This window comes from Agromyces sp. NPDC052230 (assembly GCF_040679595.1).
GTDB lineage: Bacteria > Actinomycetota > Actinomycetes > Actinomycetales > Microbacteriaceae > Agromyces.
Map to the genome: position 1 here is coordinate 85120 of NZ_JBFAVC010000004.1, position 15241 is coordinate 100360.

Genomic DNA, 15241 nt, shown 5'->3' on the forward strand with positions numbered 1-15241 from the left:
GAGCGGGGCTGCACCGACCGGAAGGAAACATTCGTGGAATTACGCGACTACGTGCGCATTCTGCACAAGAGCTGGGTGCTCATCGTCGCGTGTCTCCTCCTCGGAATCGGTCTGGCTGCCCTGTACTCGATCATGGTCACGCCGAAGTACGAGGCGACCACCGAGCTCTACGTCTCAGTGCGTTCCGGCGACAGCTCCGCCACCGGTGACCTCGTGCAGGGCACCAACTTCGCCCGCCAAGCGGTGACGAGTTACGTCGACGTCGTCGACAGCGCGATCGTGCTCGACCGGGTGATCGCAGAGTTGGCGCTCGACACGACGAGCGCCGAGCTCGAAGCGAAGATCGAGGCGAGCTCGCCGCTCAACACGGTGCTGATCAACATCATCGCCACCGACAGCGACCCTGCCACCGCTGCCGAGATCGCCAACTCGGTGGGCACCAACTTCGCCGACGTCGTGGTGAACGATCTCGAGAAGCCCGAGGGCGATGCCCCCAGCCTGGTCAGGATCGAGACGATCCAGCCGGCCACCGTTCCCGAGGGCGCGTCGAGCCCGAACGTGCCGCTGAACCTCGCGCTCGGGGGTCTGGTGGGCCTCGCGCTCGGCGTCGGCATCGCGGTGCTCCGCAGCGTGCTCGACACGCGAATCCACTCGCTGCACGACATCTCGCAGGTCACCGACAAGCCGCTCCTCGGCGGCATCGCTCTCGACCCCGATGCGCGAAGTCGACCCCTCATCGTGCACGCCGATCCGCGCAATCCGCGGGCGGAGTCGTTCCGCAGCCTCCGTACGAACCTGCAGTTCGTCAACTACGAAGGTGGCCCGCGCAGTTTCGTGGTCACGAGCGCCGGCCCCGGTGAGGGCAAGTCCACCACGACGGCGAACCTCGCCATCTCCCTTGCCGAGACGGGCGCGAGCGTCGCCCTGATCGACGGCGACCTCCGCCTGCCGAAGGTCGCGGAGTATCTCGGCATCGAGGGAGGTGTCGGGCTCACGGATGTCCTCATCGGTCGGGCGGAGCTCGTCGACGTGCTGCAGAAGTGGGGTCGTGGGCGGCTCTACGCGCTTCCGTCGGGGCGCATCCCGCCGAACCCGAGCGAGCTGCTCGGGTCGGCGGCCATGGCCACAGTGCTCGCCACCCTCACCGAGCAGTTCGACTACGTGCTCATCGATGCGCCCCCGCTGCTGCTCGTCACGGATGCCGCGGTGGTCTCGAAGCTGGCCGGCGGCGCGATCCTCGTGGCGGCCTCTGGCGCGACGAAGAAGCAGGAGTTCGCCGGCGCCGTTCGAGCCCTCGACGCGATCGGCAGTCGATTGCTCGGGGTTGTGGTCACGATGCTGCCGACGAAGGGCCCAGACAGCTACGGCTACGGCAACTACACCTACGGCGTCACCCATGACTTCGACGAGGTCTTCGGCGACGACGACACCCACGAACGAACCCGGAGTCGACGCGCATCATGACCTTTTCGATTCTCACGGTCTGCTCGGGCAACATCTGCCGTTCGCCGCTGGCTGAACAGTTGCTCCGAGCCGGGCTCGCCGGCGTCGAGGGCATCACGGTTCGGAGCGCTGGAACCATGGCGATGGTCGGGTACGGCATGCCTCCCGAGGCGCAGTCGCTCTCTGCACGGTACGGAGCGACGGATGCCGCAGCCCACGTCGCACGTCAGGTCGACGAGCAGCTCATCCTCGACGCCGACCTCGTGCTGGGTCTCGCTCGCGAGCACCGTCGGTCGGTCGTCGAGCTGGTTCCGGCGGCGACTCGTCGCACGTTCACACTTCGAGAGTTCGCACGCCTCGCGGCATCCGTCACCGATGACGACCTCGACGACGCCGCATCGCCGCTCGGCGATGGCAGCCTGCGGAGCCGTCTCCGAGAGGCGGTCGTCGCCGCCGCGTCACTGCGCGGTGTCGTCACCCCGTTCGATTCACCCGACGACGCCGATGTCGTCGATCCCTACCGCCGGTCTGCCGACGTCTACGAGGCGTCCGCCGCGCAGCTCGTGCCCGCCGTGCAGGCCACGGTCGCGCTGCTCGCTCGCGCGGCGCACAGGGTGTAGGAGAAATCGGTGTCATGGCTTTCAATCGGCGGTCGAGCGCGGCGCGCGGGGGGCGCGCGGTGTGGGCCGGAGTGGGCCTGGCCGTGCTCGCCGTGGTCGTGAGCGCGCTCTCAATCGTCGCCTTGACCGCCAACCGGTCGGTGCCCGAGGCCGGCGCGACGCCCGGCGCAACGCAGCCCCCTGCCGCTGTCGCAGAGCAGGTCCCCTCCGAACCTGCGGCGGCGGCCCCACAGACCGTCAGTGCGCCGACTCGTGCCGTGGCCGCCATCGACGTCGACACGGCGGTGCGCACTCTCGCGAGTCCATGTCCCGAGCCCTCCAGCATCGAGTTCACGTCCAATGCCGGCGCGACTTGGGAGGCATCTGCCACGACCGTCTCAAGCGTGCAGCGCATCACCACAGGGGCCGATTCGTTCGTGGCACTCATCGGGCTTGCCGCCGAGGGCTGTGCGCCAACCTACGAGCGATCGTTCACTGGGGGAGCAGAGTGGGAGCCTGCACCAGATGAGCTCGCCGCGTCGTGGTTTGTCGACCCGGCCAACCGTGCGGTCGTACATGCACCCGCCGGTGACCGCGCCGCGCCCTGCGCGACAGTGGTTCAGCTCGCCGTGGTCGACGAGAACTCGGCCGCTCTGCTCTGCGACGACAGTTCGGTGCACGCCACCGTCGACGCCGGCGCAAGCTGGCTGCCGCCGGCGTCGGTGCCTGGCGTCGCTGCCATCGGTGTCGGTGCCGACGGATACCGAGTCGCGGTGATCAATCAGAACGGATGCGTCGGTGGGCAACTCATCGGCATCGGCGTCGCCGCAGCCGGCCTCGCGCTCGGTTCGGCCGGCGGATGCCTGCCCGCCACCGTCGGCCCTGGCGAAGCCGCGCTCTCCTCTGCCGACGACGGCACCACCTGGCTGTGGGCGGGCGACGCGCTCGCGCGTTCGCAGGACGGAGGTGCGACGTGGCTCTGATGAGCCTGAATGAGACGTTGACGCCGAGCGCTCGAGTGGCACGGTGGCAACGCGACTTCGCTGTGCGCCTGTTCGTCACCGACCTCGTCGCCATCGTGGTGGCGGTCTACGGCTCGCAACTCGTTCGCTTCGGTACGCGTCTGGTCGAGTTGGAGATCCCGCGAAACAAACTGCAGGACTTCGTGGTGAGCTACTCGCTGGTCTCCCTCCTTCTGGTGCTGGCGTGGATGCTCTCGCTCGAGTTCTTCGCCACCCGCGACCATAAGATCATCGGCACGGGCAGCCTCGAGTACAAGCGCATCGCCGATGCGACCGTGCGAGTGTTCGGTGCGTTCGCCATCCTCGCCTTCCTGCTGCAGTCTCAGGTCGGCCGCGGCTACCTGCTCATCGCGTTGCCCGTCGGCCTGATCCTCCTTCTCGTGAGTCGCTGGGCGTGGCGCCAGTGGCTCAACGGCAAACGAGCCCAAGGGCAGTACCTCTATCGCGCTGTGCTCATGGGCGATCGTGCGAAGTCGCAGCACGTGGCGCAGCAGATGAGGCGCGACGGCGCGTCGGGCATCCACATCGTCGGAGCCATCACCGAGCACGGCACCACATCGCAAGATCTCTTCTCGGGCATTCCCGTGATCGGGGGCTACGCCGAGGTACTCGACGCCATCGACTCCGCGGATGTCGACACCGTGATCCTGACGGGAGCAGACACCATCGATCCTCAGGACATGCGCCAACTCGGGTGGGACCTCGAGGCGCGTTCGATGAGCCTCATCGTTGCCCCGGCGCTGACGGATGTCGCGGGCCCCCGAATCCACGCACGACCCGTGGCCGGTCTGCCGCTCATCCACGTCGAGTACCCGTCGTTCGAGGGCCGCAAGCAGGTGACGAAGCGCATCTTCGACATCGTCGGATCCCTGGCGCTCATCATCCTGAGCAGCATCATCATGATCGCGGTCGCGATCGCCGTGAAGCTCTCGAGCCCGGGGCCCGTGTTCTACTCGCAGGAACGGGTCGGACTCCGGGGCGAGCCGTTCCGCATGTTGAAGTTCCGTTCGATGGTGCAGGGCGCCGACGACCAGCTCAAGAGCCTGCTCGACGCGCAGGGCACGTCTGACAAGCCGCTTTTCAAGATCAACGACGACCCGCGGATCACAACCGTCGGCCGAAACATCCGTCGCTACTCACTCGACGAGTTGCCGCAGTTCTTCAATGTGCTGCGTGGGGACATGAGCCTCGTCGGCCCGAGACCCCAGCGCGCGGCCGAGGTGGCGCTATACGACGAAGCCGCGCACCGACGCCTCATGATGAAGCCCGGGATCAGCGGGCTCTGGCAGGTGAGCGGGCGGTCGAGTCTGGACTGGAATGACGCCATCCGACTCGACCTCTACTACGTCGAGAACTGGTCGATTGTGGGCGACATCGTGATTCTCTGGCGCACCGTCCGCGCCGTAGCGATGCCGGGCAAGGACGCCGTCTGATGGCCGGTGTGATCGTTCATGAGTGGATCGAGAAGACAGGCGGAGCAGAGAAGGTCCTTGACGCAATGTCTGCCACCTTCCCTGACGCTGATATCCGGGTGCTCTGGAGCGACGATCCAACGCGGTACCCTGATCGCCACGTGCAGGAGAGCTGGATCGGGCGGTCGCCGCTCCGCGGAAGGAAAGTACTCGCGTTACCGGTGATGCCGGCGGCCTGGCGGGGGCTGTCCTCGGCGCGGACCTACGATTGGATGCTCGTAAGTTCCCACCTCTTTGCTCACCACGCGCGGTTTCGCGGCGCCAATCGCGGCATCCCAAAGTTGGTCTATGCGCACACGCCAGCGAGATACATCTGGACTCCTGAACTCGACCAGCGCGGTGACGGACTGATCGCTCGTGCTGGTTCAAGACTCCTCAAGCCGTTGGATAGGCGAAGGGCCGGCGAGGCCGTATCGGTCGCGGCAAACAGTGAGTTCGTGCGCGATCGCATCCGCGACACATGGGGGCTCGATGCTCGAGTCATATACCCGCCAGTCGATACAGAACGAATCCAGGCAGTCGGCAACTGGGTTGAACGACTCACTGCGGAAGAAGCGCAGACGTTGGCCGGGCTGCCAAGCTCGTTCCTGCTCGGGGCCTCCCGCTTCGTCCCATACAAGGACCTTCGTCGCGTGATAGAAGCTGGCGAGGCCACCGGGCTGCCCGTTGTATTGGCCGGGTCTGGGCCTGAAGAGGGTGCGCTGAGAGATCTGGCCTCGCGCGCGAGAATGGAGGTTCACTTCATCATGCGTCCCTGCGACGCGATGCTGTTCAGTCTGTATCGGTCCGCCACTGCGTTCGTTTTCCCGGCCGTTGAGGACTTCGGGATCATGCCCGTGGAGGCCATGGCGTGTGGAACACCGGTAATTGCCTACGAAGTGGGGGGAGCAAGCGAAAGCGTTCGCGCAATACAAGGAGGTGCGCTGGTGAAGGAGTTCGACCGAGAAGAGTGGCGTCGCGCGCTCGACGAAGTCCAGCGGGTGGATCGCGCCTCTCTCATCGAACGCACTTCGTTCTTCTCCACCGAACGGTTCGGACAACAGCTTCACCGGTGGGTCGCCCAGTCAACTGACCTGAAAGTCAGAGCGGGGAGCCAGCATGTGTGAGACGGGCCAACTCGAGAGCCCACGACTGTGGAGGACCACACGAACCGTTGGCGTTGACAATCGGTGGAAAGGGAATCACGGAATCGCACGGTACGCGCGCGAAGTCATCCCGCGACTGCCCAGCGTGACTCAGGACTTGCGGCTTTCGGGAACCCCAACGAGTGCGCTGAGCGTCGTAACGTTCTCGCGTGCGCGCGGCACCTCGGTCACATATTCGCCCGGTTACAACCTCGTGATGAGCAAGGTGCCGCACGTGCTCACCCTCCACGATCTCATTCATCTCAATTCGCGTGGAACGGAAGGGATGCGATATCGCGCGTACTACGAGTTCGTGGTAAGACCTGCGATCAAGCGAGCAGGAGTTGTGCTGACGGTCTCCGAAACATCGCGATCAGCACTTATCGAGTGGTTGGGCGACGAATCGATTGAAGTCGTAAACGCTGGAAACGGCGTAAACGAACACTTCAAACCCGGTGGCCCTAACCAGCTCTCCGACGCTGAGCCGTATCTGCTTTATGTGGGGGCGGTACGCCCACATAAGAATCTGGGTGTGGTCATCGATGCACTAACCAAGGTTCCAGGGCTCACCCTAAGGGCCGTCGGTCCAGATGTGAATCGCGTCAGGGATTTGGCGAGCCGGGCTGGCTTGTCGGATCGTGTATCAGCATATTCGGGGCTCGACGACTCGGAACTGGCCGTTCTGTATCGCGGCGCCAAGGCAACTGTGATGCCCTCGGTAATTGAGGGATTCGGCCTTCCTGCAGCTGAAAGTATCTCCTGCGGCACGCCTGTCATCTATTTCACGGGCTGCCGCAGCGTCGCCGAGATAGTTGGTGGCTCGGGGATATCCGTGGACGAAGGGATGGACCCTGACGCCTGGGCTGTTGCACTTCGAGCGACACGCGATGGGAGTGTTCCTACAGTGCGTCCGCTGGCGCGCTCAGACTATGAATGGGAGGGCGTCGCCGACAAGGTCGGCGACGTACTGAGTCGCTTTGGTTGACAATTCGATCGCTCTTTCTGTCCCATCCCTCGGTGTATGGATGAGGGCGCAGTTGGTGTTCGCCGTCGCTGATGGGATACGCGCGGCATGCCCTACCTGGAGGGCAGGCAAGTGACTTCAAATCCACACACGCGAACTAGACCCGGCAAGTTCCTGCGTAACGTGTCCGTGACATTGGCCGGGAACATCGCATTGCCGCTTTCAACAATCATTGTTGCTCCCCTTCTCGCGCGCGGCTTGGGAGTCGACGGTCGCGGAGAAGTCGCCGCGGCCATCGCTCCAACGGCGCTCGCTGTCGCCGTTGCAGCGCTCGGTTTGCCGGAGGCCGTCATCTACTTTGTGTCCAAGTACGGCCCGCGCGGTCGAACGGTCCTTAGAGGTGCGCTCATCTTGTCGGCCGCCTCTGGTGTGGCTTCCACCGCACTCGTCATGGTTCTTGCTCCGGTTCTATCGGGGGGAGATTCCGACGTCGAGATTCTGATTCGAGGTATCGCAATCTCGCTGATGCCAACACTTCTTGTTGGTATCGGTCGCGGACTCGCAAGCGGTGAAGAGCGTTGGCGCCTCGTAGCGGCGGAGCGGCTCATCACCGGAATCGCTCGCGTCTTCGGAGTGCTGGTGCTCCTCCTATCCGGATGGTTGACCCCTCTATCGGCCGCAGTGGTGCTCGCCGTGGCCCCAATCGTCGGGGGCCTTCCTTACGTCGCGCTTATCATGCCGGCGCGCACTATCGCGGGCGAGCCGGTCAGCATGAAGAACACTGCAAAATATGGTGCCCGCGTATGGGTGGGAGCAGTGTCAGGATTGCTGCTCGCCCGCATCGATCAGGTGCTTCTGACGCCGTTAGGGGGCACATTTGAACTCGGCCTGTACGCGGTTGCGGTCAACATCAGCGAAGTCCCTCTCGTGCTGACGTCTGCCCTCACGGCAGTGCTTTTCGCGTCGGATGCGCGGAATAACGATGATGAAGCGTTAGGGCGCTCATCCCGCCTAGCATTTGTTATTGCTATGACCTTGGCAGCGCTTGCCTGTCTGACAATGCATCTCTGGCTCCCCGCGGTTTTTGGCAGTGAGTTTGCACCTGCTCTCGCCCCGTCCGTCATTCTGTTCGTCGCAGTCGCGTTGGGCACGCCCGGATCATTCGCCGGCGTTGCGTTGGTGGCACGTGGCCGACCGGGACTCCGCAGTGTGTCTCTTGTCGTCGCATGCGTAGTGAACATCGCCTGCATTGTCATTTTGGCTCCGTCACTTGGCGCGGTTGGTGCGGCTATCGCGACATTGGTCGGGAATCTCATTGCGGCCGGACTCAACCTGGTGTTTGCGTGGCGGATTCTCGGCATCTCACCAGTGACCTTCATTCGCCCACAAGGAGCCGATATCGCTGCCACTTGGGCGGTCGTGAGACGGAGGCGGAATGACTAACGAGGATGCTAAACCAATGGTGGCCGTCTGGCGCGACGAGTGGTTACCGCAGTCAGAGACGTTCATCCGGGACCAGATGAACGCCATGTCGAATTGGTTGCCACTTGGCGTCGGATTGTATCCTGACGGTTTTGCGGAAGTAGTCGGCTGGACGCCGATTGGAAGTCCGCGAATCGCGAGGGCCCTCCTTCGGATTGGCGGGGGAAGCCTTCTCATGGGGAGGCTGCGTCGTTACATCGCTGAGCACAGTGTGCGGTTGATTCATGCACATTTTGGCACTGGTGCAGTCAACGCACTGGGGGTCGCGGGTCCACTGGGGATACCTTTGCTCGTCACCTTCCACGGATTTGATGTCACGCGAATGCCGGCCGCCAAACGCGGTAAGCGATACGTTCAGCGCCTCCAGAGCGTGTTCAGTTACGCCTCAGTACTGATCGCAGTATCCGACTTCATCAGAGACGAACTCATTGCGCTGGGAGCGCCCCCGGAGAAGATCCGCGTTCTTCATATCGGAACGCCAATCGAGGGTTCGAGTGGAATCCGTTCGACACCCGACCCGGCGGAACCGCAGATTATCTTCGTTGGACGACTCGTCGAGAAGAAGGGCGTCCGTGATCTGCTTGAGGCAGTCGCCCTGATGAGTACCGACCTGCGTCGCACGCCAATCGCGATAGTGGGCTATGGCCCCGCGGAACCGGACTTGAAGCGCAGAAGCGCAGAACTTGAGTTAAACGTGCGCTTCCTTGGCCGCCGGTCGAGTGCACAGATCGCAGCCCTCCTTCGAGAGAGCACGGTTTTCGTGGGGCCATCGCGGCGAGCCTCAGATGGTGACTCCGAAGGATTCGGAATGGTGTTCTTGGAGGCAGCGCTCGCCGGGCTTCCCGTGATCGCGTATCGCCATGGCGGAGTGGTAGAAGCTGTCGAGGATGGCCAGACGGGGTTGCTAGCACCCGAGGGCGACATCCCGCGTCTGTCTGCGCTAATCGAACGAGTCTTGAGGGACCCGGACCTCGCCGACACTCTGGGTCGGCACGGCCGCGATCGCGTCGAGCGCCAGTTTGATGTGCGCACGCTTACCGCAGAACTCGAGGATATCTACAGTGAACTGGCCACAGCGTCGAGGGGTCGATGAGGATTGAGATTCTCTCTCGCAATGCGCTGTTTCCCAACCGCAGAAATTACGAACGTTGGTTTCGTGACTGAACGCGTTCGACGAGCTCGTTCGTCTCAGCGACGTCAAACGAACAAGGGCAGCGCAGCAAATGACGGATGAGGTGTGGGTTGGCGTCTGAAATGAGAAGGGTCGTATTCCTGAGTCACACCGAGGCGGGTGGGGTGTTCCGTGTTGGGAGTCACCACCTGGCGCGTGAGCTCTCGCGTGCAGGGGTTGAAGTGCACCATGTATCGACGCCATATGCCAGCATGCATGCGGTCCTGCGTTCCAGAGAAGGGCGTGGAGCCGCTGCTCGGCGCGGACTCGTAAAGGACGACGATGGTGTTCTGCACTTGGTGCCGCGATCGCTGTTGCCTCTCACCATCACTGGCGGCTGGAGATCGATGCGGCGGGCGTTGAAAGTTGTTGGCGCGGACACTGCCGACTTCATCTTGGTCGATCAGCCCTTGGCAGCGAATGCACTTGCTCCTTGGTGGCCGGCTCGCATCATTTACAGACCGACCGACGTATACGAAACTCGAGTAGCAGCGATTCGTCAGGCCCGCATCGTTTCGAAGTCGACTGCAATCGTGGCGACCTCTTCGGTTGTTCTCGACCAACTCGGGCCAGTTGGAGATCGACCAGCCATGATCCTCAGCAATGGGGTGGAGGGTGAGCACTTCACGCGTCCGAGGGGCTCGTTCGCTGCGCGTGGTTTCGTCTACGTGGGTGCGCTTGACAGTCGATTCGATTGGGCGGCTGTACGGCTCCTCGCGACGTCGTTCCCTGACGAGAAGATCACACTGTATGGACCGAATCACGCGGCCCCCGCTGAGTTGCCTTTGAATGTAGAACTCCCCGGCCCTGCCGATTATGAATCACTTCCCCGCCTGCTTATGGAGAGCTCTGTTGGGCTACTTCCTCTAGTCCACTCAGTGCTCAATGAGGGGCGGAGCCCAATGAAGCTTTACGAGTACGTCGCGGCGGGTCTTCCCGTCCTCGCGTCAAGGACAAGCACGATCCTTGCGGCTAACGCCAAGTCAGTGGTCTTCACGTATGGATCCGATAGTGAGCTCACGCGCGCCGCACAAGTGGCTCTAGACCGCGGAACGCTTACCTCGGAGGAGACGGCGAACTTCATCGCGGAAGTTGATTGGAGATTCAAGGCCAATGAACTCCGTGCCTTTCTTGAGTCGCTCTAGTGTCAGCTCTCGATGTCAGGCCCCGCGAAACATCCATCGACCTAGTTCGCTCCATCGGAGTGATCGCGATCGTGTCGGGGCACGTCTGGGATACAACCCTGAGCCGTGACCTCCTTTACACATGGCATGTGCCGGTGTTCTTCTTCATCTCCGGGTACCTTTGGACGAGCGGTCGCACCGTTCGTGGCGAGGTGGTGCGGCGGTCAAAGACGTTGCTCAAGCCTTACGTGTTCTGGTGGGCGGCGCTTATTGTCCCTTACATCGCCGTGCTGGCTGTCAGCAGTGACCTGACATTCAGAAACATCATTGCGCCGTTGTACGGCGGTGCGGCAGTGGGGCGACCGTTCACGACGTTCTGGTTCGTGTTCGCACTATTCGCGACAGCAGTCATCTGGCGGGCGCTGGAGCGGACGCCGGTTACGGTGCGCGCGTCGGTCGTCGTTTTCGCTATCGCGCTGACCCCGTTCGCCGGTCCCATGCTCGCCCTCACCCCGCTCGCGATCGGCGCAGCGCTTCCCGCGCTCTCCCTACTCGCGGCTGGACAGATAGCTCGCAGGTACGAGCCGCAGCGCGCCACGCCGTCTGTCGTGATCGCGGTGGCGCTAATCCTGGCCGCGGCGACGGCCACGTGGGCGGGCGTCGTCACCCCGCTCGACATCAAACGGGGAGAGTGGGGTGCGCCAATCGTGAGCCTGGTCGCCGCAGCCGCTATCTCCTGGGCGCTTGTGTTGGCAGCGAAGGTCTTGAGTCCGCACCTGGGACGCTTGGGCAACGCCGTGACATGGTTTTCGCTCTGCGGCTTCACCATCGTCCTCGCCCACCCCGCCGTGATCTGGGTCGCTGAGCCGTTCCTCCCGACCCTCGTGGTGTTCGCGCTTGCTCTTGCTGTGCCTGTCGTCATCGCCCAGGTCGCGATGAGGACGCCCATCTCACAGTGGGTGACGGGCGTGCCGTCACGGGCGCGCAAGCACAACAGCCGCATCTAGACTGCTCTGATTGCGGCAAACGAGAAGAGTGGAAGCTCGACGGTGGGCTCGGAACGCCGCCGTTTGGTAATGAAATCTGAAGTTCGTTACGGGGTTCGAGCTTCGCTGAAGGAACTCCTTGATGTTGCGAGAACGCCTTTGACCGGCGTGGGTTCGCATAGTCCCGCGACACCGAGCCCGATCAGTACGAACATGAGCGGCCCGACGAGAGTCATGTTGCTTAGTGAACTGAACGTGGTCGTCAGTACGATCCCGAGAAGTGCGGCGGGCAGGGTGCCCCGCAATCGTTGCTCCTTGTGGCGGGAGAGCAGCAACCAAATCAATGCCATGGAAAACGCCAGCGCAACCGGCGCGCCGACATCCACAATCAACTGGATGATCGAGCTTTCGAAGCTTGACATGACGCCCGCGGAGCGCGCTACGTCGTAGCTGCGGCCGATACCGACCCCGTCGACGGGGATCGACTGCCAGTTGGCGATGAACCACTCGTAGGCTACCCAGCGAACCTTTGCTGATCCGTCGTTGAGGTTCATGCGCTGGAATGCAGGGATACTCTCTGCCACGGCAACGAGGTACACGACCCCGATAACTGATGAGGTGACTACGATCGCGCGACCGATCAGTGGCAAGTGCGATCGAACCACGACATACGCGAGTCCGATGAAAGCTACAGCGAGTGACAGTCGGGTTTGAGACGCCAGCGTTCCCGCCGTCAGCAGCACAGCTAGACCGACCTGAAGCATCGGTCTACGGACCTGCACGAGCAACGGAATCGCGGCTGAACACGCGAATCCCAGCACGAGTGCATGGCCCGTCAAGCCCACCGGACGGTCGAACACGCCTGGGAAGTACCATGCATACTCGGCCGCGTTGAAGTCGACGTAAAAAAGGTATGAGCTAGCGGCGTATTCAAGCAATCCTGTCGTTGCCTCAATCGCTCCAACCGCAATCGCCGACAAGGCGATGAACCGCACCGCACCCTTGCCTCGCTGGCCAGCGAGCCAAACGAGGACTATGGCGAGCACGGGGGCGATGAACTGATTGGTCAGGACCACGACGGACCCACCGCCGCGCACAGTTGTCACCGTCATGAATGCCAGTAGCAGTAGCAGCACGAGATACGGCACCCGGTAGCTGAGCATGGGCCACAGAGACTTGCCGTCATGGAAGATGGCGATGACTATCGCGAAGACGATGAGCCACGATGCGGGGTGCAGTCCTAAAGGCCCGGCTGATCCAAGGATCCCCTGGACCGCGGCGTGCGGTAGCACCGCCCACAGGAGCAAGTAAAGGACCACCGTGAGCTGGGGTCGCCTCCGCAGGGACAGAGCGAGAATGAAAGTTGTTGAGACGATAATTGGTGGGAGCACGTGGACCTCGCGTCGAGGGGCTAAGGACCAACGATAGACGAGTTCAGGGCAGGCCACGATCGCGTCATCGAGGTACTCGCGCGCGTCCGGTGATCTTTGGCGGCCGGAGCACGATCAGTGTCGCGCGGTCGAGAGTGAAGCGGTCCGCGACATCCGCCACCAGAGCACTGCCACGCACCCGAGCGCCACGCCCGTCGTGTTCGCGATCACGTCGGAGACCGTGGGCACGCGCGAGGGGATGCCGAGCTGCACCAGCTCGATGACGACGCTGACGAGGGATCCGGCACCGATGACGGCCAGAGGCGACCAGCGCGGGGCCGCCGCCGACACGAGCAGCCCGAACGGCATGAACAGGGCGACGTTCGCAAGGAACTCGAAGACGATCGCGGCCGGCTCGCGCGGTATGCCCCACGTCGCGACGAGGTCGGCCGCCCAGCCGACGATGCCGGTCACCCGTCCGGCCTCGCGCGCGGGGAGGAACACGATGAGGGCGAGTGCGACGAGGTATGGCGCGAGCATCACCCGGGCGACGAGGCGAGCTCGGTTCAGCCGCGTTCGAATCACTACGACGTCGGTCACCGATTCAGCGTAACGGCGCAGTTCGGCGGCGGGCCGGGGGCGCCGCCCAGTAGCCGATCGCGGCGCCGCCGATCGCGCCGACGACGTTGAGCGCCAGGTCGATCGCCGAGACCTCGTGGTCGAACCCCAGCAGGGTGGGGGTGAACTCCACGAGCGCGCAGGCACCCAGCAGGAGGGGTACAGCGAGCCACGACATCCGTCGTCCGAACACGACCACCGTCAGGATCCCGAGCGGCGCGAACAGCACCACATGCGACGCGTACTCGACGACCTCGTACGTGATCCACGGGGCGAGCCCATGACTGCGTAGATGGGCGAGAAGGCCCCGCACCCACGGCGTGAATCCCTGATCGATCGGCCGCGGGATCAGCACCACGACCGCGCCGAGCGCAGCGTAGATCGCGAGCACCAGCAACGCCCAGCGGCGAGCCCGATCGGGCGGAGTCATCCCACCAGCCTAGGAGTGGCGGTTGCGACAGAATGGACCGGAGTGTCTGAACGAAGGGTCTCAATGCGCATCTCAGTCATCGGCTGCGGCTACCTCGGCGCCGTGCATGCCTCGGCGATGGCCGAGCTCGGCCACCAGGTCATCGGCATCGACGTCGACGAGGGCAAGATCGCCGCGCTCGCCGCGGGTCGGCCGCCGTTCTTCGAGCCGGGGCTCGCCGAGATCCTCACCTCCGCCACAGCGACGGGCAGGCTGCGGTTCAGCACCGAGATCGCGGATGCCGCGGACGCCGACGTGCACTTCCTCGCCGTCGGCACGCCGCAGGCGGCAGGCACCGGCGCCGCCGACCTCACGTACGTCGACGCCGCGTTCGAATCGCTGATCCCGCACCTCGCCGACGGCGCGCTGGTCGTCGGCAAGAGCACCGTGCCCGTCGGCACTGCTGCCCGCCTTGCGGCACGGCTCGAAGCGGATGCCCCCCACGCGCGCCTCGCGTGGAATCCTGAGTTCCTCCGCGAGGGCTACGCCGTGAAGGACACCCTCGAGCCCGACCGGCTCGTCTACGGCGTCGCCGACGGCGACCGGCGCGCGGCATCCGTGCTCGACCAGATTTACCGGGCCGCGATCGAGGCGGGCACGCCGCGGATCGTGACCGACTACGCCACCGCCGAGCTCGTGAAGGTCGCCGCCAACGCCTTTCTCGCGACGAAGATCAGCTTCATCAACGCGATGTCGGAGCTGGCGGATGCCACCGGAGCGGATGTCACGGCCCTCGCCGACGCCATCGGCCACGACGCGCGCATCGGTCGCCGCTTCCTCAACGCCGGAGTCGGCTTCGGAGGCGGCTGCCTGCCGAAGGACATCCGCGCCTTCACGGCGCACGCCGAGGAGTTGGGCCGGGGCGACTCGGTCGCCTTCCTGAAGGAGGTCGACGCGATCAACCTCCGGCAGCGGCAGCGCGTCGTCGACCTGGCCGTCTCCGCTCTGGACGGGTCGGTGTTCGAGCGAAAGATCGCCGTGCTCGGGGTGACGTTCAAGCCCGAATCCGACGACGTGCGCGATTCACCGGCGCTCGACGTCGCGGTGCAGCTGAAGGGACTCGGGGCGAAGGTCGTGGCAACCGACCCCGAGGGCATCGAGAACGCGCGGGCGAGGCATCCGCAGCTCGACTACACCACCTCGACGAACGAGGCGTTGCGCGGGGCCGATCTCGTCGTGCTCGTCACCGAATGGCGGGAGTACCGCGCGCTCGACCCCGAACAGGTGGGGCGGATCGTCGCCGGCCGGCGCATCATCGATGGGCGAAATGTGCTCGACCCGGCCGCATGGCGGGCCGCCGGCTGGCAGTACAAGGGCCTGGGGCGCCCGTGACGCGCGGATGAGTTATCTACAGCTTTCGGAGATTCGAACATATGTTCGATTGCTCTGAGAGAATG

General features: G+C 64.0%; 14 protein-coding genes. 11 read left to right on the forward strand and 3 right to left on the reverse strand.

Translation table 11 applies throughout. The annotated features are described in order from the left end of the window. The first annotated feature begins 33 nt into the window (after window positions 1-33). The 10 genes from AB0K73_RS10430 (at window position 34) to AB0K73_RS10475 (ending at window position 11408) form a co-directional block, all read left to right on the forward strand. The gene (locus tag AB0K73_RS10430) at window positions 34-1464 is read left to right on the forward strand and encodes a polysaccharide biosynthesis tyrosine autokinase (RefSeq protein WP_360512862.1); all 1431 of its coding nucleotides are present in this window, start codon (window positions 34-36) and stop codon (window positions 1462-1464) included. Continuing rightward, entirely contained in the window at window positions 1461-2063 is a 603-nt protein-coding gene (locus tag AB0K73_RS10435) for a low molecular weight phosphatase family protein (protein WP_360512860.1), read from the forward strand. The genes AB0K73_RS10430 and AB0K73_RS10435 overlap by 4 nt, the downstream gene beginning before the upstream one ends. Before the next feature lie 14 nt (window positions 2064-2077). Continuing rightward, window positions 2078-3025 (forward strand): hypothetical protein, encoded by a 948-nt coding sequence (locus tag AB0K73_RS10440; RefSeq protein ID WP_360512858.1) that lies wholly within the window; start codon window positions 2078-2080, stop codon window positions 3023-3025. Then, window positions 3025-4497 (forward strand): sugar transferase, encoded by a 1473-nt coding sequence (locus AB0K73_RS10445; RefSeq protein WP_360512856.1) that lies wholly within the window; start codon window positions 3025-3027, stop codon window positions 4495-4497. The genes AB0K73_RS10440 and AB0K73_RS10445 overlap by 1 nt, the downstream gene beginning before the upstream one ends. Then, window positions 4497-5642: a glycosyltransferase gene (locus AB0K73_RS10450; RefSeq protein ID WP_360512854.1), complete on the forward strand. Its 1146-nt coding sequence runs from the start codon at window positions 4497-4499 to the stop codon at window positions 5640-5642. The genes AB0K73_RS10445 and AB0K73_RS10450 overlap by 1 nt, the downstream gene beginning before the upstream one ends. A gap of 235 nt (window positions 5643-5877) precedes the next feature. After that, window positions 5878-6645, forward strand: coding sequence for a glycosyltransferase family 1 protein (locus AB0K73_RS10455; protein WP_360512852.1), 768 nt, complete (start codon window positions 5878-5880; stop codon window positions 6643-6645). Window positions 6646-6756: 111 nt separating this feature from the next. Then, entirely contained in the window at window positions 6757-8067 is a 1311-nt protein-coding gene (locus AB0K73_RS10460) for an oligosaccharide flippase family protein (protein ID WP_360512849.1), read from the forward strand. A 214-nt stretch (window positions 8068-8281) separates the two neighbouring features. Further along, complete coding sequence (locus AB0K73_RS10465; RefSeq protein ID WP_364775279.1) at window positions 8282-9199, forward strand: glycosyltransferase; 918 nt, start codon at window positions 8282-8284, stop codon at window positions 9197-9199. Between the two features lie 668 nt (window positions 9200-9867). Beyond that, window positions 9868-10422 carry a glycosyltransferase gene (locus AB0K73_RS10470; protein ID WP_364775209.1) on the forward strand — a complete coding sequence of 185 codons (555 nt, stop codon included), beginning with the start codon at window positions 9868-9870 and terminating at the stop codon, window positions 10420-10422. Further along, entirely contained in the window at window positions 10422-11408 is a 987-nt protein-coding gene (locus tag AB0K73_RS10475) for an acyltransferase family protein (RefSeq protein WP_360512843.1), read from the forward strand. Before AB0K73_RS10470 ends, AB0K73_RS10475 begins: the two co-directional genes overlap by 1 nt. Window positions 11409-11494: 86 nt before the next feature. Here the strand turns inward: AB0K73_RS10475 and AB0K73_RS10480 are convergent, their stop codons facing one another. From AB0K73_RS10480 to AB0K73_RS10490, 3 genes are all read right to left on the reverse strand, one after another. After that, the gene (locus tag AB0K73_RS10480; RefSeq protein WP_360512841.1) at window positions 11495-12550 is read right to left on the reverse strand and encodes a hypothetical protein; all 1056 of its coding nucleotides are present in this window, start codon (window positions 12548-12550) and stop codon (window positions 11495-11497) included. Window positions 12551-12892: 342 nt separating this feature from the next. Beyond that, window positions 12893-13357 carry a VanZ family protein gene (locus AB0K73_RS10485; protein WP_360512839.1) on the reverse strand — a complete coding sequence of 155 codons (465 nt, stop codon included), beginning with the start codon at window positions 13355-13357 and terminating at the stop codon, window positions 12893-12895. Between the two features lie 4 nt (window positions 13358-13361). Then, window positions 13362-13805 carry a hypothetical protein gene (locus AB0K73_RS10490; RefSeq protein WP_360512837.1) on the reverse strand — a complete coding sequence of 148 codons (444 nt, stop codon included), beginning with the start codon at window positions 13803-13805 and terminating at the stop codon, window positions 13362-13364. A 63-nt stretch (window positions 13806-13868) separates the two neighbouring features. Here AB0K73_RS10490 and AB0K73_RS10495 point away from each other — a divergent pair, with 63 nt between their 5' ends. Further along, entirely contained in the window at window positions 13869-15176 is a 1308-nt protein-coding gene (locus tag AB0K73_RS10495) for a UDP-glucose/GDP-mannose dehydrogenase family protein (RefSeq protein WP_360512835.1), read from the forward strand. Window positions 15177-15241 lie beyond the last annotated feature (65 nt).